The following is a 20387-nucleotide window of genomic DNA, read 5'->3' as shown; positions in this document are numbered from 1 at the left end:
TCATCGTCAAGGGATTCCGCGACGTGCAGTATGGTCACAAGATTAACCTGAGCAGTGAAGCGGGGGGCTTTATCACCGCCCTCACCATCGAAGAGGGTAACCCCGGTGACAAGACCCTGTTCTTGCCGGTTCTGGATTACCACCAGTCCGTTCTGGGCAAACTGCCCCGCTCCGTGGTGGCCGATGGCGGCTACGCCAGCCAGGCGAACGTCGCGGCCGGACGTGCCATGGGGCTTAAGCACGTGGTGTTTCACAAACCCGTTGGCGTATCGCTCACTGCAATGGGCGTGAAGTCGAAGACCTTTACAGCCTTGCGCCATTTTCGAGCCGGTATCGAAGGCAACATCTCGGAGCTGAAACGGGCCTTCGGAGCCGCGAAAGCGAAGTGGAAAGGTCACGATGGTTTCAAAGCGTTTGTCTGGGCCTCAGTTCTGAGCTACAACCTGGTGCGGTTGGCGCGACTCGGTCCGGATTAGCCGACCGGTTCCGACTGAACATCTGTAAACAGGTCGCATGAGCAGTCGTGCGGTGCCCGCCCGTGGCTTGAATGCGAGCCAATCGATCAAATAATAATCACATTTGCCAATATTTAGCTGCTTTCATTTTTTGAAGGCAATCAGCTCAGCCTCCACTCCTGGAGGTGAGCTAAACTGACTGAAAATGCGGGTTTCTGGATGGGCACCAGTTAGTTGCATATTGCGTTTCTTGTGTTGCTGGCACTTTGCTCGTCCGGAGCTTTTGCCATCGAAATTCCGGACAACCATCCCGTTGTACTCGATCGTGATAGCGGGCGACTCGACATTTCCCGTTATCTGACCTATTACGAAGACGCCTCGTCTGATCTCTCCATAAACCGCGTCATTCGCCAGTGGCACCGTCTGGGCTCCACCGGCATGCCAGATCAGGCCTACAACTTCGGCTTCACAGATTCCACCTACTGGTTTCATACCCGTGTGGCTAACCGCTCCAGCCCGAACAATCGCTGGGTTCTGGAAGGGCTATACCCCATTATCGACGAGATGGAACTGTTCGTGGTGCGGCCAGATGGCACCATCAACCGGCAGATTGCCGGCGATTCGGTGCCTTTCCATCTGAGACCCAGGGATCATCACAACATCAACTTTTACCTGGATCTGGCCACTGGCGAGCAGGTGGATCTGTTTTTCCGGGTGAAGACCACCGGGGCCGTGCAGATGCGCATGTTGCTCTGGCATTCCGATGAATTCAGTGCCGCGGATCACCAGGAGCGATTTCTGCTCGGCCTCTACTACGGCCTGCTGGTGTGCATGTTGATCTTCAACTTCCTGATTTTCGTGTCCATTCGGGACACCAACTACCTGTGGTACGTTTCCTATATCCTGTCCTACTGTCTGTTGCAGCTCAGCCTGAACGGGCTGGCGTTTGAGCATCTGTGGCCGGAGTCACCCTGGTGGAACAACCGGGCCGTGGCCTTCCTGATTGCCACCGGCATGTTCTGCGTGCTGGGTTTTTCCCGTTCATTCCTTGCGCTCCGCGACAACGCCCCACGGCTCGAGAAAATCTTTGTGGGCCTGATGGCGTTTTTCCTGGTGATGGGCGCCGCGGCGCTGCTCTGGCCCGCATATGGAACGGTTATCCGGATCAATACATTTATGGCGGCGGTGGCCGTCGGCTTCGTCATTCTTGCCGGTGGCCTTTGTCTCTACCGGCGGTTCCGGCCGGCCCGCTATTTCATGCTGGCCTGGACGGCGCTGCTGTCGGGCATGTTGTTATACACGTTCAAAACCTTTGCAGTTGTGCCGGCCAACTTCGTTACCGAGTTTGGCATCCAGATCGGTTCCGCGTTCGAGGTTATCCTGCTGTCCATAGCCCTGGCCGACCGCTTGCGGCACATGACCCTGGAGACCCAGAGAATACAGCAGGAAATGACCGAAAAGCTGGAGTCCAGGGTGGCCGAGCGAACCGCGGAACTGGAAGCCGCCAACCGACAGCTCGAGGCGCTCAGTTCAACCGATGGGTTGACGGGTGTATTCAATCGCCGTTTCTTTGATGTCCGGTTATCGGAAGAAGCCGCTCGCTGCCGGCGCAACGGGCCCCTGGCTCTGGTCATGATCGACGTTGACCACTTCAAGGCGCTCAACGACAACCTCGGCCACCAGGCGGGTGACGCCTGTCTGCGAAAGCTGGCCGATGTGCTGACCACCGTGGTGCGCCGGGGAACCGATCTGGTTGCCCGCTACGGCGGTGAAGAGTTCGCCATTATTCTGCCTTACACCGATATGGCCGGCGCCGAGGCCCTCGCCAACAAGGTGCGTGCGGCGGTGGAGCGGGATCTGAATTTCCGCTGGGAAGGTCAGTTGGTGCCGGTGACTGTGAGTCTGGGTGCCGCCACTGCGCCGGGTGGCACTTCCGTTGAGCCCGGCGATCTTATCGCAGCAGCCGACGCCGCCCTGTACGCCTCCAAGCAGGCCGGGCGCAACCGGGTAACGGTGCGCCCGCCCGGGCATCTGCGCGCTGGCGGTACCGAGCCGGCTACGCGGTAGCGGCCCGGTTTGCCTGCCCCAGCGGCAGGGAGAAGCGGGCAATGCGCTTGAGTACCGTGCCGTACTGGCGGGCAAAGCTACCGGTGTTGTAGTGAATGCCGTGTTTGCGGCAAACCGCCTGCACCTTCGGCGAGATTTCCGGATAGCGATGGGCCGGCAGGTCCGGGAACACGTGATGCTCAATCTGGTAGCTCAGGTGCCCGCTCAGTACGTGCAACCAACGGCCACCGGTGAAGTTGGAGGAGCCGGTCAACTGACGAAGGTACCAGTGGCCCTTGCTCTCACCCTCGCACTCTTCCTCGGTAAAGGTTTCTGCATCCTGGGTGAAGTGGCCACAGAAAATCACCGTGGATGACCACAGGTTGCGGATCAGGTTGGCGCTGATATTACCCGCCAGCACAATCGGGGCCACCGGGAAGGTCAGCAGGGGGAAGAACAGGTAATCCTTGAACGCCTGGCGCCCGCCCTTGCGCGCAAAGTCCTTCAGAAACGGCAGCTTCTCGCGCCAGCTGATCTCCCGCCGCCGCAGTTTCTCGGTCTCAAGTTCGTGCAGCCCCACGCCCCACTGGAAAAACACGCTCAGCAGGATGTAGTTGATGAACTGCAACGCGTGCCACGGCTTCCAGGGGTCATCGTCGGTCAGGCGCAACACGGCGTAGCCGTAGTCCCGGTCCTTGCCGATGATGTTGGTGTAGGTGTGGTGCTCGTAATTATGGGTGCGTCGCCAGGAGTCGCTGGTACAGACGGTGTCCCACTCATAGGTTTGTGAATGCAGGGCCGGGTCGTTCATCCAGTCGTACTGGCCGTGCATGACGTTGTGGCCAATCTCCATGTTTTCGATGATCTTGGCCACGCCCAGGCTTGCCGTGGCGGCCACGAACACGGGCGGAATGAAACCGAAGGGCATCATGATCCGGCCGCCGGCCTCCAGTGCCCGGTGCAGGCGAACCATGCGCCGGATATACCGGGCATCCCGCTCGCCAAGGTCTGCGATAACCTCGTCGCGGATGGCGTTGAGGTCCTGTTCGAGTTCTGCCAGTTGCGCTTCGTTCAATTTCTTCATGGTCTTACTCCTCGCGGACGTTGATGGCTCTTTCAAAGGCTCAAGGTGCCGCAATCAGAATTGGGTTCTCAAAGGTCCAGGGATACCGGGCCCCGGGGTACGGAGATACAAAGCTGGATGGTTTCCTCGCCGGGGCCCGAGGCTTTTCCGGTCAGCCGGTTGATCACGGTGCCGCTGGTTTTTCGACAGCTGCACTGGTGGCAGATACCCATCCGGCAGCCGTGCCGTGGGTTCAGGCCAGAGGCCTCGGCAATGTCCAGCAGCGAGGCGTCGCCTTCCGAGCTGGCAGCAAGATCGCTGTTCGAGAACTGCACCTCGCCGCCCAGGGGCGCGTCGCCCAGATCCGCTGCGGGCGCGGAAAAGAAGGTGCTGTGAATGTCGTTCTCGGCAATACCCCGGGCCGCCAGCAGATCGCCGGCCAGATCCATCAATCCCTTGGGGCCGCAAAGGTACACCTGGCGGGCCTTCAGCCCGGGCACGCTGTCCAGATCCCGTTCGTTCAGGAAGCGGGGTGTCGTGCCCTCATGGGTTGGGATGATCTCAAGGGTCAGTGCGCTGAAGCGGCGTGCCAGGGCTTCAAGCTTCTCCCGGGCGATGATGTCCTGCGACGTGCGCACGTAATAGAGCAGGGTGACCGGAGCCCGGTAATCCTGTGCTGCCATGGTTTCCAGCTGGCTGAGTATTGGCGTGATACCACTGCCGCCGGCAATGAACAGCACCGGCTGCACCGGCTCGGGAATCCGGAATTCGCCAAAGGCGTCGCCCAGGCCAATCACTGCACCGGTTTCCAGATGATCGTGTAGCCAGTTGGTAACAAGGCCTCCGGGCAAGCGTTTGATGGTCAGGCTGATCCTTCCGGTTTCCTGCCAGAGGATTGGTGAACTGGACAGGCTGAAGGTGCGCTGGCGGCGAACGCCGTCGATTTCAATACAGATGTTCACATGCTGGCCCGCCTCGAAGCCGGGCCAGCGCCCGGCGGGCTTCAAGACCAGGGTTTTGGTATCTGACGTTTCCTGGATGATCTGTTCCACCCGTGCTGGTGTGTACTCTTGTACCCACATGGGGTTGATCTGCTCCACCAGCGGGTCCAGGAAGGTTTCCGGTTTGTTGCTGTTGAACAGCTGCCTGCCAAGCCAGTGCAGAGCTTTGGACTGTGTTTGTTTCGCTAACATGCTTGGGCCTCCCTGAGGCTTTTCAATATCGTGTGTACGACTGTTCACTAATGTGTACGAATGTACACACCGGTATTCAGGGAGGCAACAGATCCCGTATGCTTGGCATGAAATGACAAGCATCCGCTGCCTTTTACGGTGTGGATGTGTACACTTGTAGCCCATCAATGGGTGGTGGTCAGAGCACAGAAGAGATGGCGGACAAGCAGCGCAGAAAACCCGGGGAGACCCGCGAGAAACTGATGAACGCGGCCCTGACCCTGGTGGGTAAAGGCCGGCATTTTGCCAGTCTGGGTATCCGGGAAGTCACCCGGCAGGCTGGCGTGGTACCCACGTCCTTCTATCGGCATTTCCGCAACATGGACGATCTGGGCCTGCAACTGGTGGATGAGCTGGGGCTGGTGCTGCGACGGATGATGCGGGAGGCGCGGGGCAATGTACTGCAGGCGGATAAGCTGATCGACGAGTCCGTGGCCATTTTCATCAGCCATGCCCGCGCCAACCGCAGCTTTTTCATGTTCATGGCCCAGGGGCTGGCCGGCGAGAGTCGGGCTGTGCAGGAGGGGATTCGCAGCGAGATGCGGTTTTTTGCCAGCGAGCTGGCCAACGACCTGCGCCGTCTGCGGCTGGTGGATCACCTGAGTGATCAGGATCTGGACGTAACCTGCGATCTGGTGGTTCGTAGCGTGGCGTTCAGCCTGACGGATCTGCTCGGGGTGTCACCGGATGACGATTACCAGATTGACCAGATCCGGAAGCGGACCACCCGCTTCCTTCAACTGATCTTCGTGGGTGCGGCCCACTGGAAGAGCAACGGCTGAGGCGCCGCTGGCTCTACCAGAAGACCTCAGCTGCCGGCCGCCGGAGTTTTCCGGCTGCGTGCTGTCCGCTTTTTCGGTGCTGCCGCCGGTTTGGTGCTGGCGGGTTTAGCCGCTGCACTGGCTTTGGCCGGCGGCGGCAGGATCAGGCTTTCCAGCTCGTCCAGGGCCTCGCCTGTGTATACCGCCAGCTTCTGCATGCTCGGCAGGGTGTCCCGGCAGCCGGTGTAGCCAAAGTTCAGGGAGCCGTCGTAGCTCAGGCAGGTGATGTTCAGGGCGCCACCGTGGGCGATCAACGACACCGGGTACATGGCCTCAAGTTTGGCACCTTCATAGTAGAGCGTCCGCTGCGGCCCGGGCACGTTCGAGATGGTCACATTGAATACCGGCCGCATGCGCCCGCCAAGCCCGGACATCAACTGCAGGATATAGGGCGACATCAGCAGCATGGTGTACTGGGTCAGCGCGCTCTTGGGCAGCTTTTGCAGGTGCTCCTTGGCGCGACGGGTGGACGTCTTGATGTTCTGCAGCCGGATCAGCGGATCCGGCTCATCGGTCGCGAGGGACGCGATCATGAAGCTGATCTGGGTGCCGGTGCCCTGGTCGTCGGCGGGGCGGATGTTCACCGGAATGCCCGCAGTCAGCGGGGTTTCCGGCAGCTCGTCCTGTTCCACCAGGAAACGACGCAGCGCGGTACCGCAAAGGTACAGCACGATATCATTCAGGGAACCGCCGGAGACGTTGGCCAACTCCTTGATGCGGTCCAGCTGATAGTGCTGGGTGGCAAATCGGCGCTGGCCGGTAACCCTGTGATTGATCTTGGAAACAGGGCCGGTGAAGGGCGCCGTCAGGCCATCGTCCGGGTGACGCACGGAATGAATCAGTCGGTTGCCAGCCTGCCAGAGCCTTGGCGCCATATCCGCCTGCAGCTTGAGGGCGTCCATGGCCTGGGAAATAGCCGCCGGCACGCTGGCTTCGGAATCGGTCTTGCTACCGCGACGGCGCTCGGGGCGCACGGACCAGGGCGGTGGCATGTCCCGCTTGTCGGGGTCGGTGGTGAGCACCCGTTGCATCAGTCGCACGCCGCTGATGCCATCAATCATTGAGTGATGCATCTTGGTGTAGAGCGCGAACCGGTTGTTTTCCAGGCCCTCGATAACATGGCACTCCCAGAGGGGGCGGGCAAAATCCAGCGGATTGGAGTGCAGGCGCGATACCAGCACACCCAACTCCCGCTCACCGCCCGGGCGGGGCAGTGCCGAGTGACGCACGTGGTAGTCCAGATCGATGTCCTTATCAACCTTCCAGGCCGGTGCCACCAGCCGGCCCAGCAGGCCGGACCAGGCGAGTTTGTAGCACCAGGGCGGGGCTACATCGCCGGTTTCCTTCATGCGGGCTACCATGTCCCTCAGGAAGGTGTCAGGGGCGCCCTCCGGCAGTGAGAAAATCTGCAGATTGCCCACATGCATGGGGGTGTCTTCAGATTCCACGGCCAGCCAGGAGGCATCCAGTGTTGCGAGGCGTTTCATTCCTTGTGTCTCTCCCCTTGTGTTTCGCCACGTGTGTCCGGGTAAATACGTGTGTGTTGCAAGTATACGTGTAACGCCCCCCAGACACGATGCCCGCGGCCAGAAAGTTCCTTTTTTTGCCAACCTTTTGCCAAGGCTTTGCCAAGGGTTCCGGTTACACGCTGTTGCCGTTTGCAGGCTCCCGCAAATGGGCGGCGTGTGCTACTTTGCATCGATTGGTTCCTACTAAAAACAAAAACCTTCGGAGGCATCGTGGAATCCAGTCCGCTTATCTCGGCAGGCCTGCCGGTTGCACTGTTCATCATCATGATCGGCATTGGCATGACCCTCACCGTCCGGGATTTCCGCCAGGTTGCGGTCTATCCGAAAGGCATGATCGTGGGCACTGTCGCCCAGATACTGATCATGCCGCTGGTGGCTTTCCTGCTGGCCACACTATTGTCTGTTCCACCGGCCATTGCCGTTGGCCTGGTGATCATCGCCGCCTGTCCGGGAGGTACCACGTCCAACCTGTTTGTCCTGCTGGCCCGGGGCAATATCGCCCTTTCCATCGTGCTGACCGTTTCCGCCAGTCTGATCACCATTCTCACCTTGCCCCTGTTCACCAATCTGGCTCTTGCACATTACATGGGTACCGAGGAAGACATTGTGCTGCCGGTCTGGAAAACCGTGGGCATGCTGGTGGGGATTGTGCTGGTGCCGGTGGCGATCGGCATGGCCGTTCGTACCCGTAATCCGGAGGCCGCACGAAAAGCCGAGAGTGTTGTCAGCCTGTTCGGCGGGGTGGTGCTGGCGGTGCTGATTGTGGTGATTATTTACGGTGTGCGGGACCAGATCTGGGATCTGCTCCGGCAGGCGGGGCCGGCAACCATCCTCCTGAATCTGGCGGGCATTCTCCTTGGGCTGCTGGCCGGCCGGGCCACCGGGCTGACCCAGCGCGAGTCCCTGGCGGTGGCGGTGGAGCTGGGCGTGAAAAACGGCACCATTGCGCTTATGGTTACCCTGACGCTGCTGGAATCCAGCGCCATGTCGATACCGGCGGCGGTGTATGGCGTGCTGATGTTCCCCATCGGATTTGTACTGGCCATGTATGGCCGGCGCATTATCCCCGCGTCCACGGTTCACGTGGCGAACTGATCGGAGTCTCCAGTCATGCAGTTTCTCAATGGCATTACCCTGCTTCTGGTATACCAGCTGGTCGGCGAGGTCACCGTTCGTCTGGTCGGGTTACCCATTCCGGGGCCGGTACTGGGCATGGTGATGCTGTTTATTACCCTGATGATCCGCGGCCACACTCCTGCGTCGGTGGATCAGGCGTCGTCGGCGCTGCTCAGCCATCTGTCACTGCTGTTTGTGCCGGCGGGCGTGGGCATGATGGCGCACTTTGGCCGGATTGCCGACGAGTGGCTGCCGATAACGCTGGCCCTGCTCCTGAGTACCGTCATCACCATGGTAGCCACGGCCCTGATCATGCAGCTGACCAGTCGCTGGTTAGTGAAGGACGCGCCAATAGAGGAGGGCAGCGATGAGTGAGCCGGGTCTGAAGGATATCTGGGTCTATCTCTCCACGTCTCCGCTGCTGGGATTGACCATCACCCTGGTTGCCTACGGGCTGGCCTACCGGCTGTACCTGAGAACCAACTCCAATCCGCTGGCCAACCCCGTGGTTACCTCCGTGGCCATGCTCATTGTGCTGCTGCTGGCAACCGGAACGCCCTACAGTGATTATTTCGAGGGTGGGCAGTTTGTTCACTTTCTGCTGGGGCCGGCAACCGTGGCCCTGGCCGTGCCCCTGTACCAGCAGTTTTCAAGACTCCGACAGCTGTGGTTGCCGGTGACTATCTCGCTGGTTTGTGGCGTGGTGATCGCCGCCGGCAGCTCTATCGGTCTGGCACGATTGCTGGGTGGCTCCATGGAAATCCAGATGTCCCTGGCGCCGAAGTCGGCCACGGCGCCGGTGGCCATGGGCATTTCGGAAAAAATCGGCGGTCTGCCTTCGCTGACCGCGGTGCTGGTGGTACTGACCGGGATTACCGGTGCGGTGCTGGGCACCAAGCTGTTCGAGTGGGTCCGGGTGCGGGACGATACCGCCAAAGGCATCGCCATGGGTGTGGCGGCCCACGGCATCGGAACCGCGAGAGCCTTCCAGGTTAGTTCCCAGATGGGCGCGTTTTCAGGCCTGGCCATGGCGCTCTCCGCCTTTGCCACGGCGCTGTTCGTGCCCTGGCTGGTGGATCTTCTGGCGCAGTGGCTGCCGGCTTGAGCGTAACCGGTAGCAGTACCAAAGTTGCATAAGATACAAAACAAATGATTATTTAAAGTCTGGCAGTCTCCCGCTGCAATGAGGTGACACCATTTTCCGGTCACTGCGTACCGTTAATGGGCGAGCAAACCCGGTCATGAGTGCGAGGAGACCACATGAACAAGAAGCAGATTATTCTTCCCCGAGTTCTGGTATTGGCGTCTGGTTGCCTCGCCAGCGTTTCCGCCGTGGGGCAGGCGACGACGGACAGCGATGAACAACTGGTACTCGAAGTGACGGCCTCGCGCCTGGTTCGAGACCTTTACGAAACCCCGGCGGCGGTTTCGGTTATTGATGCTCCGGACATACAGGAGGGTCAGCAGCGCCTGCAGCTGGATGAGTCACTGAGCACAGTCCCCGGCCTGTTCTTCCAGAACCGCTACAATTTCGCACAGAACCTGCGCTTGTCCACCCGGGGCTTTGGGGCCCGGGCTCCGTTTGGCATTCGCGGGATCCGCGTCCAGGTGGACGGCATTCCCTACACCCTGCCGGATGGCCAGTCCCAGATCGACGCCATAGACCTGGACTCCGCCCAGCGGATCGAGGTCATCCGTGGTCCGGCATCGGTGCAGTATGGCAATGCGGCGGGTGGTGTCATTGACATTACCACGGCGCTGGGCGACGAGCTTCCCGAAGGCGGGCGCCTGCGACTGGATGGCGCCAGTGACGAGTACCGGAAAGCCGCCGTTCAGACCAATAGCGTTCGTGGCGATACCAGTGGAATCGCTACGCTTTCCTGGATGACCGTGGACGGACACCGGGAGCAGAGCGAGGCCGAGAAAGGCATCTTCAATGCCCGCGTCGGCCATAAGCTGGCCCCCGGCAGACGCGTGATCACCACCCTCAATCTGTTGCACAATCCCAGGTCCGAAGACCCGGGCGGCCTCACCCTGGCCCAGGCGCAGGCCGATCCGACCCAGGCAACTGCCCTGGCCAAACGCCTGGATAGCAGCCAGACGGTTAACCAGCAGACCCTCGGTGTGCGCTATGAAGACGCCGTCGCCTTGCCCGGCCGAGTGACGGTGGATACCTTTTACACCCACCGGGATTTTGCCCAGCAACTGCCCTTCCCGGGCGCCAGCCGGGTTGCTTACGACCGCCATTTCTATGGCGTCAGTTCGCAATACCAGCAAAACTCCTTCCCCGGCGGCCTGCCACTGACCTGGGTCACCGGGCTGGATCTGCACCACCAGTCAGATGACCGTCGCCGTTACTCGGTATCAATCGATGGGGACATCACCGGGCAAACCCAGGCCGAAAACCAGAGTGCTACCAATACGGCGGTGTTCGGGCAGGGCGATCTGGCGCTCACCGACGCCCTGAATCTGTCCCTGGGCGTACGCTTTGACCACCTCAGACTGGCCATTGATGACGAACGGCGGGTAGATGGCGACGATTCCGGTAGCCGCACTTTCAGGGAGTGGAGCGGCGTGGCCGGCATCAGCTACCAGTGGGCCGCCAGACAACAGGTGTACGCAACGGTGGGCACGGCGTTCGAATCGCCCACGTTCACCGAGTTCGCCAACCCCGGCGGTGGTGGTTTCAATCCGGCGCTGGAGCCCCAGCAGGCACTCAATCGTGAGGTCGGGATGCGGGGACTGCTGGGAGAGGGCGTGAGCTACGAGCTGGCGCTGTTCTCGATCCGGGTTGAAGACGAGATCCTGCCTTACAACGTGGGCGACCAGACCTTCTACGAAAACGCCGGCGAAACCCGTCGCGATGGCCTGGAGTTGGGGCTGGGCTGGGATATCTCCTACGCGTGGCGGATCACCAGTGCCCTGACCCTGGCGGACTACGAGCTCAAGGAGTTCACCGACGAGCAGGGCAACAATGCCAACGGTAACGAGATCCCGGGGTTGCCCGGAACCCTGTGGGTCAATGAGCTGGAATGGCGGGATGTCGGAGGCCGGTTTGCTGCCCTTGAGTGGCAGTACGTGGGTGAATTCTACGCCGAGAACAGCAACCAGACCCGGGTTCCGGATTACTGGCTGGTTGGTGTCCGCGCAGGCGACTCCCTGCGGTTGGCCGATCAGACCCTCAACCTGTACGCCGGCATCCGCAACCTGCTGGATGAAGACTATTTCAGCAACGTGCGCATTAACGCCAACGCCAACCGGCCGGTGGCGGAGCGGGGCTACTTTGAGCCCGGGCCGGGCAGAACCTTCTATGCGGGGTTGGAGTGGGCGTTCTGATGTTGGGGTGAACCCCGATCAATCCGGTTCCCGTTGCCGGAAAATCGTCCCGTCGCCCTCGGCATTGAGTTGGCGGATGGCGGTGGGTGCGCCCGTTTCATCCAGCCGGAGGTCGCCGATGCCAGCGTGGTTCCAGAGCCGCTCGCCGGCGTCCCGGCCTTCTGGCAGTCGGGGAGAAATCCACATCCGGCGCCGTTTGGTGAACCAGTTCAGGGGGGACCAGGGCGCGAACAGCCAGCGGTTCAGCCGATCGAGCCATTCCAGCAGGTTGTTGGGGAATTCGTTCTTGATGCCGCTGCTTGTGATCTGCCAGATTCTCGGGCCGCGGCTCTTGTGTCTCAGGCGAATATCGTAGGCAAAGGAATAGTGCACATCCCCGGACAGGATCACGAAGTGGCGGGGCGTTCGGGGATGCCGGAAGATGTTCAGCAGCACGCTGGCGGCACCCCGGTGGGCCATCCAGTTCTCCGCATCTACCAGCAGTGGTTTGCCGAAGAAGGTGAATACCCGCTGGATGAGCTCGATCAGCTTCACCCCGAACATGGGCGCCGGTGATACCACAACCACGGCGTCTTCGCCCATGACTTCCTGCTGAAAGTCAGTCAGCGATTCCCAGTCCATAAGGCCAGATGGATGGCTCCGGCGCCTTTCGCTGCGCCAACGGTGGGTACGGGTGTCCAGCACCACGAGTCTGGGCGAGGTTGGCAGGCTGTAGTGCCATTGTCCGAAGTGGAATAGCCGGTCGATCAGCTCGTTCTGACAGACCCTGTCCAGTTCGTCCTGGTTGTTTGTTTCCGGAAACAGCGTCTGGCACTGCTCGATCAGATCTTCAAAACCCTCAGGCCGGTTGCCCCAGCCCTGGCAAAGCAGGTAACCGAGCAGGGCATTACCGATGATCCTGCGGGAAAACGGGTGCTCGTAGGCCGTGGTTTCCCACAGCGCCGAGAGGTTCCAGTCGTCGGTGACATCGTGGTCGTCGAAGATCATGTACACCGGCACATTGGCCAGGGCCCGGGCCGCCCGGGGCAGGGTATTTCGGAAATCGTCAATGGCCCGCTGTTCCCTGCGGTAGCGCTCCAGTTCGTCCGGCCGGTTTACGGGCTCGGCGTCGGTGACCAGTTGCCAGGGCACCGGCGACCACACCAGCAGGTACATGGCCATCACCTCGGCAAAGGAGATCAAGTGGTTGCCTGCGTTGGCGGTGGTGAACACCGGTTTGCGCACGCCGCCGAAGAAGCGCTCGGTCAGGTCCTCGTTGAATTCCGATTTCGGCAGCAAGGCGTCCCGATGATAATAGGCGTTGGCCACCGAACCCAGCTCACGGCTGTGGCTCAGGGAAGCGCCCTCCAGGTGTTCCTGGTATAGGCCCAGACGGTGAATCACACATTGGATGGCGTGCAGCATGGGCCCGGCCACGTCATCGGCGTAGATCTGGTCGCCGGTCATCAGTAGCAGCGAGGGTACTTCCTCGAGCTGCCGTGCCTGTTGCAGTTCTTTGTCAACCCGCACCAGGCCATCGGCGGCAGGATGATGGGGGCGGCGGCAGGAGCCGTGAAGAATCCGGTCCAGGCGGGATTTCAGGGTGAAGCCTGGTTGGCCCTGGCCATCGGGGCACAGATGGGGTGCCCAGTTACGGATCCAGAGCGTTTCGGCAACCTCGGTATCCAGCAGGCCCAGGTCGTATTCGAGTCGGGCATTGTGGGGCAGTGGTGAGTCCGGTGTGATCGCCAGCAGGTTCAGCCAGGCATGGGCTCCAACCCGAAGCCGGGTTATCTCGGTGTCGCTGACCGGTCTGTCCACGAGCGTTTCGTCGCCCATGGCAATATGCACACGAAAGCCCTGCTTCTGCCGGGTAACCAGCCAGAAGCAGACAAATTCCGGGGCAGCATGGCGAAGTAGCGGCCCGGCCAGAACCGGGCTCAGAGTACCTTCGGGGTCCAGCTCAGTCCTCCTCAAGCTCCCTGGGCGGGCAGTGATGCTCCTCGACCACCGCGCCATCGTCCACGCTTTCCAGGTGCACATCAAAGCCCCACAGGCGATGTACGTGCTTGAGCACTTCGTCGGTCTCGCCGCCCAGCGGCACCCGATCCACCGGGATGTGACGCAATGTCAGTGAGCGGTCGCCGCGAACGTCCACGTTCCAAACCTGGATGTTGGGCTCCCGATAGCTGAGGTTGTACTGGCGGGCGAGTTTCTCCCGCAATTCCCGATAACCAGGTTCGTCGTGGATGGCGGTTACCCGGTACACGTCTTCCTGGTCGTCGTTCTGGATGGCGAACAGTTTCAGATCGCGCATTACCTTGGGCGAGAGGAACTGCTGGATAAAGCTCTCATCCTTGAAATTCTTCATGGCGAAGTGGAGGGTCTCCAGCCAGTTGCTGCCGGCAATGTCCGGGAACCAGTGGCGATCCTCCTCGGTGGGGTTCTCGCAGATCCGCCGCAGGTCTGTGAAGATCGAGAAGCCCAGGGTGTAGGGGTTGATGCCGGAATACCAGGGGCTGTTGAACGGCGGCTGGTACACCACCGCCGAGTGGCTCTGCAGGAATTCCAGCATGAAGCCGTCGTTCACCAGTCCTTTGTCGTACATGCGGTGCAGCAGGGTGTAGTGCCAGAAGGTGGCCCACCCCTCGTTCATCACCTGGGTCTGGCGCTGGGGGTAGAAGTATTGGCCAAGCTTGCGGACGATGCGGATGATCTCCCGCTGCCAGGTCTCCAGCAAAGGTGCATTCTTCTCGATAAAGTAGAGAATGTTCTCCTGGGGCTCTTCCGGATAGCGCTTGCGACGCCTCTCTGAATTCTCATCCTCGTCGAGCTTCGGAATCGTGCGCCAAAGATCGTTGATGCGTCGCTGCTGATACTCTTCCCGTTCTTTCTGGCGCCGGGCTTCCTCCGAAGCGGAAATCGGCGCCGGACGCTTGTAGCGGTCCACGCCGTAGTTCATCAGCGCGTGGCAGGAGTCCAGGATCTCCTCCACCGCGTCCACACCGTAGCGCTCCTCGCACTCGGCCACGTAGTGGCGGGCAAACACCAGGTAGTCGATGATGGCGCTGGCGTCGGTCCAGGTGCGGAACAGGTAGTTGCCCTTGAAGAAGGAGTTGTGCCCGTAGGAGGCGTGGGCGATCACCAGCGCCTGCATGGGCAGGGTGTTTTCCTCCATCAGGTAGGCAATGCAGGGGTTGGAGTTGATCACGATCTCGTAGGCCAACCCCATCTGGCCGCGCTGGTAGCCCTTGGAAGTACTCAGGAACTGTTTGCCGAACGACCAGTGATGGTAGCCTACGGGCATGCCCACGGAGCTGTAGGCGTCCATCATCTGCTCGGCGCTGATGACTTCAACCTGGTTGGGATAGGTGTCCAGCCCGAACTCGGCGGCGCACTTGGCGATCTCCTCGTCGTACTGCCGGATCAGCTCGAAGGTCCACTCCGAGCTGGTGGAAATCGGCTCCCTGGCTCTGGGCTGGTCGTTTTCCGGCGCATTCGGGCGGTCCATGATTCCAGTCATGCGGCTTTCCTCTCGAACAGCTGGCGGAATACCGGATAGATTTCGCCCGGGTCTGCAATCTGCTGCAGGGCAAAACTCTGGGGGTATTGCTCGTGAATTTTCTCGTACTCGTACCAGAGCATCTGGTGGTCCTGGGGCGTGATCTCCACGTAGGCGAAGTACTGCACCAGCGGCAGCAGATTCTCCGACAGGATCTTGCCGCACACCGGCGAATCATCGTTCCAGTTGTCACCGTCAGACGCCTGCGCCGCGTAGATGTTCCACTCGGCCGGTGAGTAGCGGGACTCGATGATCTTGTGCATCAGCTTGAGGGCACTGGAAACGATGGTGCCGCCGGTTTCCCGGGAGTAGAAGAACTCTTCCTCGTCCACTTCCTTGGCGCTGGTGTGGTGGCGAATGAATACCACCTCGATTTTCTTGTAGTTCTTCTTCAGGAACAGATACAGCAGGATGAAGAAGCGCTTGGCAATGTCCTTGTGCATCTGGGTCATGGACCCGGACACGTCCATCAGGCAGAACATCACCGCGCTGGTGGCCGGTTTTGGCTGTTTCACATGCTGCCGGTAGCGCAGATCGATCTCGTCAATAAACGGGATGCGACGCACGTTGGCCTTCAGGCGCGCAATCTCGTCTTCCAGCGCCTTGATCTGGTCGTCGTGGCTGAACGCCGGGTCCAGATCATCGGGCGCGGATTTCAGCGCTTCCAGCTGCTTTTCCAGGTCCCGGATCTTCTTCTTGCGGGCACCGCCCAGGCCCAGGCGCCGGGCGTGGGCCCCGCGCAGCGAGCGCACCACATCCAGCTTGGCAGGGACGCCCTGGTTGGTGAAGCCGGCCCGCACGTATTTGAAGGCTTCGGTGTCCTTGAGCTTCTTGCGGGCCAGGTTGGGCAGCTCCAGGTCATCAAACAGGAAGTCGAGGAATTCTTCCTGGGTGATCTGGAAGGCGAACTCGTCCATCCCCTCACCGTCGGGGCTGGCCTTGCCCTGGCCGGAACCCTGGCCTCCGCCGCCCTGGGGCTTGGGGATGGTGTCGCCGGCCACGAACTCCTGGTTGCCGGGGTGCACCACCTCCCGTTTGCCGCCCTGGCCGTGGTGGAAGATGGGTTCGTCGATGTCCCGGGATGGAATGCTGACATTCTCGCCCCGTTCAATGTCGGTGATCGAGCGCTTCTGTACCGCGTCCGCCACCGCCTTCTTGATGTGGTGGCGGTAGCGGCGCAGGAACCGTTCCCGGTTCACCGCGCTCTTGTTCTTACCGTTCAGTCGCCGGTCGACTATGTGGGTCATTCCCATGGCGTTACTCCAGCTCAGTGAATGGTCACTGACTCAGTGAGACTTGCGAACGCGCAGATACCATTCGGCCAACAGCCGAACCTGCTTCTCCGTGTAGCCTCGATCGACCATACGCTCGACGAACTGCTTGTGCTTCTTCTGATCTTCCTGGCTCGCTTTCGGGTTGAAGGAAATCACCGGCAGCAGGTCCTCGGTGTTCGAGAACATCTTCTTCTCGATCACGCTGCGCAGCTTTTCATAGCTGAGCCAGGACGGGTTGCGGCCCTGATTATTGGCCCGGGCCCGCAGTACGAAGTTGACCACCTCGTTGCGGAAGTCCTTCGGGTTGGAGATGCCGGCCGGCTTCTCGATCTTCTCCAGCTCGTCGTTGATGGAGGAGCGGTCGAGGATCTCGCCGGTTTCCGGATCCCGGTACTCCTGATCCTGTATCCAGAAGTCGGCATAGGTCACGTAGCGGTCGAACAGGTTCTGACCGTACTCGCTGTAACTCTCCAGATAGGCGGTCTGGATTTCCTTGCCGATAAACTGCACATAGTGCGGTGCCAGGAATTCCTTGATGAACCGCAGGTACTTCTCGTGGGTTTCCGGCGGGAACTGCTCCTGTTCGATCTGCTTCTCCAGCACGTACAGCAGGTGAACCGGGTTGGCGGCCACCTCGGTGGTGTCGAAGTTGAAGACCTTGGAGAGGATCTTGAACGCGAAACGGGTCGAGAGCCCGTCCATGCCTTCCATCACCCCGGCAGTGTCACGATACTCCTGGATCGACTTGGCCTTGGGATCGGTGTCCTTGATGTTCTGGCCGTCGTACACCCGCATCTTGGAGAAGATGCTTGAGTTTTCCGGCTCCTTGATGCGCGAGAGCACCGAGAACTGGGCCAGCATGTCGAGGGTATCCGGCGCGCAGGGGGCACCATCAAGGGAGCTGTTGCTGAGCAGCTTGCGGTAGATCTGGATTTCCTCGGTGACCCGCACACAATAGGGCACCTTGACGATGTATACCCGGTCGAGGAAGGCCTCGTTGTGTTTGTTGTTGCGGAAGGTTTGCCACTCGGATTCGTTGGAGTGGGCCAGAATCACGCCATCAAAGGGCACCGAGCCCATGCCTTCGGTGGTGTTGTAGTTGCCTTCCTGGGTGGCGGTCAGCAGCGGATGCAGCACCTTGATCGGCGCCTTGAACATTTCCACGAATTCCATCAGGCCCTGGTTGGCCTTGCACAGGCCGCCGCTGAAGCTGTAGGCATCCGGATCGTCCTGGGAGAAGTCCTCCAGCATGCGGATGTTGACCTTGCCCACCAAAGCGGAGATGTCCTGGTTGTTGTCGTCGCCCGGCTCGGTCTTGGACACGCCCACCTGGTCCAGTACCGAGGGGTACTTTTTCACCACGCGGAACTGGCTGATGTCGCCGCCAAACTCGTGCAGGCGTTTCACCGCCCAGGGCGACATGATGTTCTTCAGGTAGCGGGCCGGTATTCCGTACTCCTCTTCCAGAATATGCGCGTCTTCGGCCGGATCGAACAGGCCCAGGGGCGATTCGTTCACCGGTGAGCCCTTGATGGCGTAGAAGGGTACCTTCTGCATGAGGGACTTGAGTTTCTCGGCCAGGGAGGATTTACCACCGCCCACCGGGCCGAGCAGGTACAGGATCTGTTTCTTTTCCTCCAGGCCCTGGGCGGCGTGGCGGAAGAAGGAGACGATGTTTTCCACGGCATCTTCCATACCGTAGAACTCGGAGAATTCGGGGTAGCGCTTGATGACCTTGTTGGAAAATATCCGTGAAAGCCTCGGATCTTTGGAGGTATCGACGAGTTCGGGCTCGCCGATGGCAATTAACATTCTCTCGGCGGCCGTGGCGTAAGCCGTTGGGTCCTTTTTGCAGATCTCCAGGTATTCCTCCAGGCTGTATTCTTCTTCCTGGGTACTCTCATACCGGTCTTTGAAGTGCTGCAGTATGCTCATAGATTGCCCTCGCTCGCTGTATCTTCAGCTTTCAGTTCACGCAATATCCCCGTTGCAGTCGGTGCCGCCCGCCCGGGCGGTTGGTCTAGTTATGGGTGGAAGGAATGGATACTTGCAAGCCTGTGCGCGAATGACTCGTGGCCGGCTTGCTTAACTTGAGCTTAGTTCACGGTTGGGAAGTTGGACAGTGGGCGTGTGGTTAAGGTTCATTAAATTATGTTAGAGGGCTGTGGGGTTTTTGTAGCCCGGCACATTCCGGCCGGGCTGCGAGGGCGAGGGCCTGTGGGCGCTATAGTTTGGTGAGACGAAACACGCTTTCCGAGGCGTTTTCCAGGCCTTTTCGCTTGGTGAACGGATGGTCCTTCGCCAGGGTGTTGGTCAGGATGTGCTCGATTTTGTAGTCATCCTGGTAGAGTTCGCGCACTTCCTCATCGCTCACGTTGAACGGCGGGCCCTTGATCTCGGTGTCGTAGTCCAGGGTGATCAGCAGGATTTTTGTGCCGTCCGGTATGATGGCGGTCAGGTGGTCGACATAGCTCTTGCGCATGCCGGGCGGCAGCGCGATGAGGGCGGCGCGGTCGTAGACCAGGCGGATATGCTTGAGGTCGTCGGGCACCAGCTGGAAAAAGTCGCCACACCAGAGCTGCAGATCGTCGTGCCGGAACGTGGTGAACGGCTCGCCCGGATGAACCCTGGCTTTCTCGCCGGCCTCTTCAAAAAAGTCCTTGCAGGCAATGTCACTCAGTTCCACACCAATAACCGGGTGCCCCCGGTCGTGCAGCCACCACATATCGTGAGCTTTGCCGCAGAGGGGTACGAAAACGGCATCGGTGCCTTTTCCGGCGAGCTCTGGCCAGTGGTCATAGAGGTACTGGTTGACCGTGCCCTCATGGAAGCCGATTTCCTTTTTTGCCCAGCGTTCATGCCAGAATTCATGTTCCATAGTGTTTACTCCGTCTTCACTCGGTATTCACTCTTTATTCACCCCGTGCTCACCCGATTCACCCCGGGTGCCTGCCCGGAAATGCTGAGTTTTGGACGTTTGTTCCAGTCTAACTTAATCTGTCGCTATCTGAACTCAGGAGAAAAGTATGAAAGCGGTGTTTCTGGATGCCAATACCCTCGGCGATGATGTGGATCTGTCACCCATCGAATCGGTGACCGGCGAGCTGACCAAGTACCCGCACACAGCGCCGGGTGAGGTGCTGGAGCGGATCCGTGGGTTCGATACGGTGCTGGTGAACAAGGTGGTGCTGGGGCGTGAGCATTTCCAGGTCTGCCCGGAGCTCAAAACCATCGCGGTGGTCGCCACCGGGCTGAACAACATCGACCAGGCCGCAGCGAAGGAACATGGCGTCCAGGTAATGAACGTGACCAATTATGGCCGGGCCACCGTGGCCCAGCACACCGTGGCGCTGATGCTGGCCCTGGCCACCCGGCTGCTGGATTACGACCGGGATGTCCGTGCCGGCCGCTGGGGCCGGAGCGACATGTTCTGCCTGATGGATCATCCGATCATGGAGTTGGAGGGCCGGACCCTCGGGATCGTTGGTTACGGCGACCTGGGCCAGGGCGTGGCCGAGCGTGCCGCGGCGTTTGGCATGAAAGTTCTGCTGGGCGCCCGACCGGGGCAGGGCCCGGGCGAGCTGGATGGTTATGCCCGGGTTCCGCTGGACGAACTGCTCCCTCAGGCAGACGTGCTCTCGCTGCATTGCCTGCTGACCGATGAAACCCGGGACCTGATCGGCGCGCGGGAGCTCAAGATGATGAAGCGGGACGCGCTGCTGATCAACACCAGCCGGGGAGGCCTGGTGAACGAGCAGGCACTGGCCGATGCCCTGCGCGCGGGCGAGATCGGCGGGGCGGGATTCGACGTGCTCACTGAGGAGCCGCCCCGCAACGGCAACCCGCTGCTCGCCGACGATATTCCCAACCTCATCATCACGCCGCACTCGGCCTGGGCAAGCCGTGAGGCTCGGCAGCGCATTGTTGGAATCACAGCGAAAAACCTGGCGTCGGTGTCCGGCAGCACCAAATAA

At 60.4% G+C, this 20387-nt stretch carries 16 protein-coding genes; 8 read left to right on the top strand and 8 right to left on the bottom strand.

The window, feature by feature from the left end; genetic code table 11:
• Positions 1-476: transposase (locus ACFC20_RS07115; RefSeq protein ID WP_375192391.1), on the top strand; the 476-nt coding region annotated here is incomplete at its 5' end.
• 213 nt (positions 477-689) lie between these two features.
• Complete coding sequence (locus ACFC20_RS07110; protein ID WP_375192390.1) at positions 690-2522, top strand: 7TM diverse intracellular signaling domain-containing protein; 1833 nt, start codon at positions 690-692, stop codon at positions 2520-2522.
• On the opposite strand, the gene ACFC20_RS07105 is transcribed toward ACFC20_RS07110, so the two are convergent.
• Both ACFC20_RS07105 and ACFC20_RS07100 read right to left on the bottom strand, forming a co-directional pair.
• Complete coding sequence (locus ACFC20_RS07105; protein ID WP_375192389.1) at positions 2512-3585, bottom strand: fatty acid desaturase family protein; 1074 nt, start codon at positions 3583-3585, stop codon at positions 2512-2514. The two genes, ACFC20_RS07110 and ACFC20_RS07105, sit on opposite strands and share 11 nt — an antisense overlap.
• A gap of 68 nt (positions 3586-3653) precedes the next feature.
• The gene (locus ACFC20_RS07100; RefSeq protein ID WP_375192388.1) at positions 3654-4757 is read right to left on the bottom strand and encodes a ferredoxin reductase; all 1104 of its coding nucleotides are present in this window, start codon (positions 4755-4757) and stop codon (positions 3654-3656) included.
• Positions 4758-4951: 194 nt separating this feature from the next.
• Between ACFC20_RS07100 and ACFC20_RS07095 the strand changes: the two genes are divergently transcribed.
• Entirely contained in the window at positions 4952-5578 is a 627-nt protein-coding gene (locus ACFC20_RS07095) for a TetR family transcriptional regulator (RefSeq protein WP_091990865.1), read from the top strand.
• A gap of 26 nt (positions 5579-5604) precedes the next feature.
• Here ACFC20_RS07095 and ACFC20_RS07090 read toward each other — a convergent pair whose 3' ends face one another.
• Positions 5605-7104, bottom strand: a complete 1500-nt coding sequence (locus ACFC20_RS07090) for a wax ester/triacylglycerol synthase family O-acyltransferase (RefSeq protein ID WP_375192387.1) — start codon at positions 7102-7104, stop codon at positions 5605-5607.
• Positions 7105-7356: 252 nt separating this feature from the next.
• On the opposite strand from ACFC20_RS07090, the gene ACFC20_RS07085 reads away from it, so the two are divergent.
• From ACFC20_RS07085 to ACFC20_RS07070, 4 genes are all read left to right on the top strand, one after another.
• Positions 7357-8241 carry a bile acid:sodium symporter family protein gene (locus ACFC20_RS07085; RefSeq protein WP_375192386.1) on the top strand — a complete coding sequence of 295 codons (885 nt, stop codon included), beginning with the start codon at positions 7357-7359 and terminating at the stop codon, positions 8239-8241.
• A gap of 15 nt (positions 8242-8256) precedes the next feature.
• Positions 8257-8637, top strand: a complete 381-nt coding sequence (locus ACFC20_RS07080) for a CidA/LrgA family protein (RefSeq protein WP_375192385.1) — start codon at positions 8257-8259, stop codon at positions 8635-8637.
• Complete coding sequence (locus ACFC20_RS07075) at positions 8630-9367, top strand: LrgB family protein (protein ID WP_375192384.1); 738 nt, start codon at positions 8630-8632, stop codon at positions 9365-9367. The genes ACFC20_RS07080 and ACFC20_RS07075 overlap by 8 nt, the downstream gene beginning before the upstream one ends.
• A 155-nt stretch (positions 9368-9522) precedes the next feature.
• The gene (locus ACFC20_RS07070) at positions 9523-11598 is read left to right on the top strand and encodes a TonB-dependent receptor family protein (protein ID WP_375192383.1); all 2076 of its coding nucleotides are present in this window, start codon (positions 9523-9525) and stop codon (positions 11596-11598) included.
• Positions 11599-11616: 18 nt separating this feature from the next.
• On the opposite strand, the gene ACFC20_RS07065 is transcribed toward ACFC20_RS07070, so the two are convergent.
• The 5 genes from ACFC20_RS07065 to tmpT all read right to left on the bottom strand — a co-directional run bounded on the left by ACFC20_RS07065 (position 11617) and on the right by tmpT (position 19291).
• Complete coding sequence (locus ACFC20_RS07065; RefSeq protein WP_375192382.1) at positions 11617-13554, bottom strand: alkaline phosphatase D family protein; 1938 nt, start codon at positions 13552-13554, stop codon at positions 11617-11619.
• On the bottom strand, positions 13541-15100 hold the full coding sequence (locus tag ACFC20_RS07060; protein ID WP_375192381.1) for a SpoVR family protein: 1560 nt from the start codon (positions 15098-15100) through the stop codon (positions 13541-13543). The genes ACFC20_RS07065 and ACFC20_RS07060 overlap by 14 nt, the downstream gene beginning before the upstream one ends.
• Positions 15097-16386, bottom strand: coding sequence for a YeaH/YhbH family protein (locus ACFC20_RS07055; RefSeq protein ID WP_375192393.1), 1290 nt, complete (start codon positions 16384-16386; stop codon positions 15097-15099). The genes ACFC20_RS07060 and ACFC20_RS07055 overlap by 4 nt, the downstream gene beginning before the upstream one ends.
• A 39-nt stretch (positions 16387-16425) precedes the next feature.
• Positions 16426-18348, bottom strand: coding sequence for a PrkA family serine protein kinase (locus ACFC20_RS07050; RefSeq protein WP_375192380.1), 1923 nt, complete (start codon positions 18346-18348; stop codon positions 16426-16428).
• A gap of 289 nt (positions 18349-18637) precedes the next feature.
• Positions 18638-19291 (bottom strand): thiopurine S-methyltransferase, encoded by a 654-nt coding sequence (gene tmpT / locus ACFC20_RS07045; protein WP_375192379.1) that lies wholly within the window; start codon positions 19289-19291, stop codon positions 18638-18640.
• 148 nt (positions 19292-19439) lie between these two features.
• Here tmpT and ACFC20_RS07040 point away from each other — a divergent pair, with 148 nt between their 5' ends.
• The gene (locus tag ACFC20_RS07040) at positions 19440-20387 is read left to right on the top strand and encodes a D-2-hydroxyacid dehydrogenase (RefSeq protein ID WP_375192378.1); all 948 of its coding nucleotides are present in this window, start codon (positions 19440-19442) and stop codon (positions 20385-20387) included.

Origin of the sequence: Marinobacter sp. (assembly GCF_041984545.1) — a bacterium.
Taxonomy (GTDB): domain Bacteria; phylum Pseudomonadota; class Gammaproteobacteria; order Pseudomonadales; family Oleiphilaceae; genus Marinobacter.
Note: the sequence above shows the minus strand (reverse complement) of the source record. Positions and strands in the feature narration are given on the sequence as shown.

Excerpts from the sequence above, each read along its gene's own strand:
- ACFC20_RS07070 (WP_375192383.1), top strand. The coding sequence starts at position 9,523 with ATGAACAAGAAGCAGATTATTCTTCCCCGAGTTCTGGTATTGGCGTCT.
- ACFC20_RS07075 (WP_375192384.1), top strand. The coding sequence starts at position 8,630 with ATGAGTGAGCCGGGTCTGAAGGATATCTGGGTCTATCTCTCCACGTCT.
- ACFC20_RS07055 (WP_375192393.1), bottom strand. The coding sequence starts at position 16,386 with ATGACCCACATAGTCGACCGGCGACTGAACGGTAAGAACAAGAGCGCG.
- ACFC20_RS07090 (WP_375192387.1), bottom strand. The coding sequence starts at position 7,104 with ATGAAACGCCTCGCAACACTGGATGCCTCCTGGCTGGCCGTGGAATCT.
- ACFC20_RS07100 (WP_375192388.1), bottom strand. The coding sequence starts at position 4,757 with ATGTTAGCGAAACAAACACAGTCCAAAGCTCTGCACTGGCTTGGCAGG.
- tmpT (WP_375192379.1), bottom strand. The coding sequence starts at position 19,291 with ATGGAACATGAATTCTGGCATGAACGCTGGGCAAAAAAGGAAATCGGC.
- ACFC20_RS07080 (WP_375192385.1), top strand. The coding sequence starts at position 8,257 with ATGCAGTTTCTCAATGGCATTACCCTGCTTCTGGTATACCAGCTGGTC.
- ACFC20_RS07095 (WP_091990865.1), top strand. The coding sequence starts at position 4,952 with ATGGCGGACAAGCAGCGCAGAAAACCCGGGGAGACCCGCGAGAAACTG.
- ACFC20_RS07040 (WP_375192378.1), top strand. The coding sequence starts at position 19,440 with ATGAAAGCGGTGTTTCTGGATGCCAATACCCTCGGCGATGATGTGGAT.
- ACFC20_RS07050 (WP_375192380.1), bottom strand. The coding sequence starts at position 18,348 with ATGAGCATACTGCAGCACTTCAAAGACCGGTATGAGAGTACCCAGGAA.
- ACFC20_RS07060 (WP_375192381.1), bottom strand. The coding sequence starts at position 15,100 with ATGACTGGAATCATGGACCGCCCGAATGCGCCGGAAAACGACCAGCCC.
- ACFC20_RS07105 (WP_375192389.1), bottom strand. The coding sequence starts at position 3,585 with ATGAAGAAATTGAACGAAGCGCAACTGGCAGAACTCGAACAGGACCTC.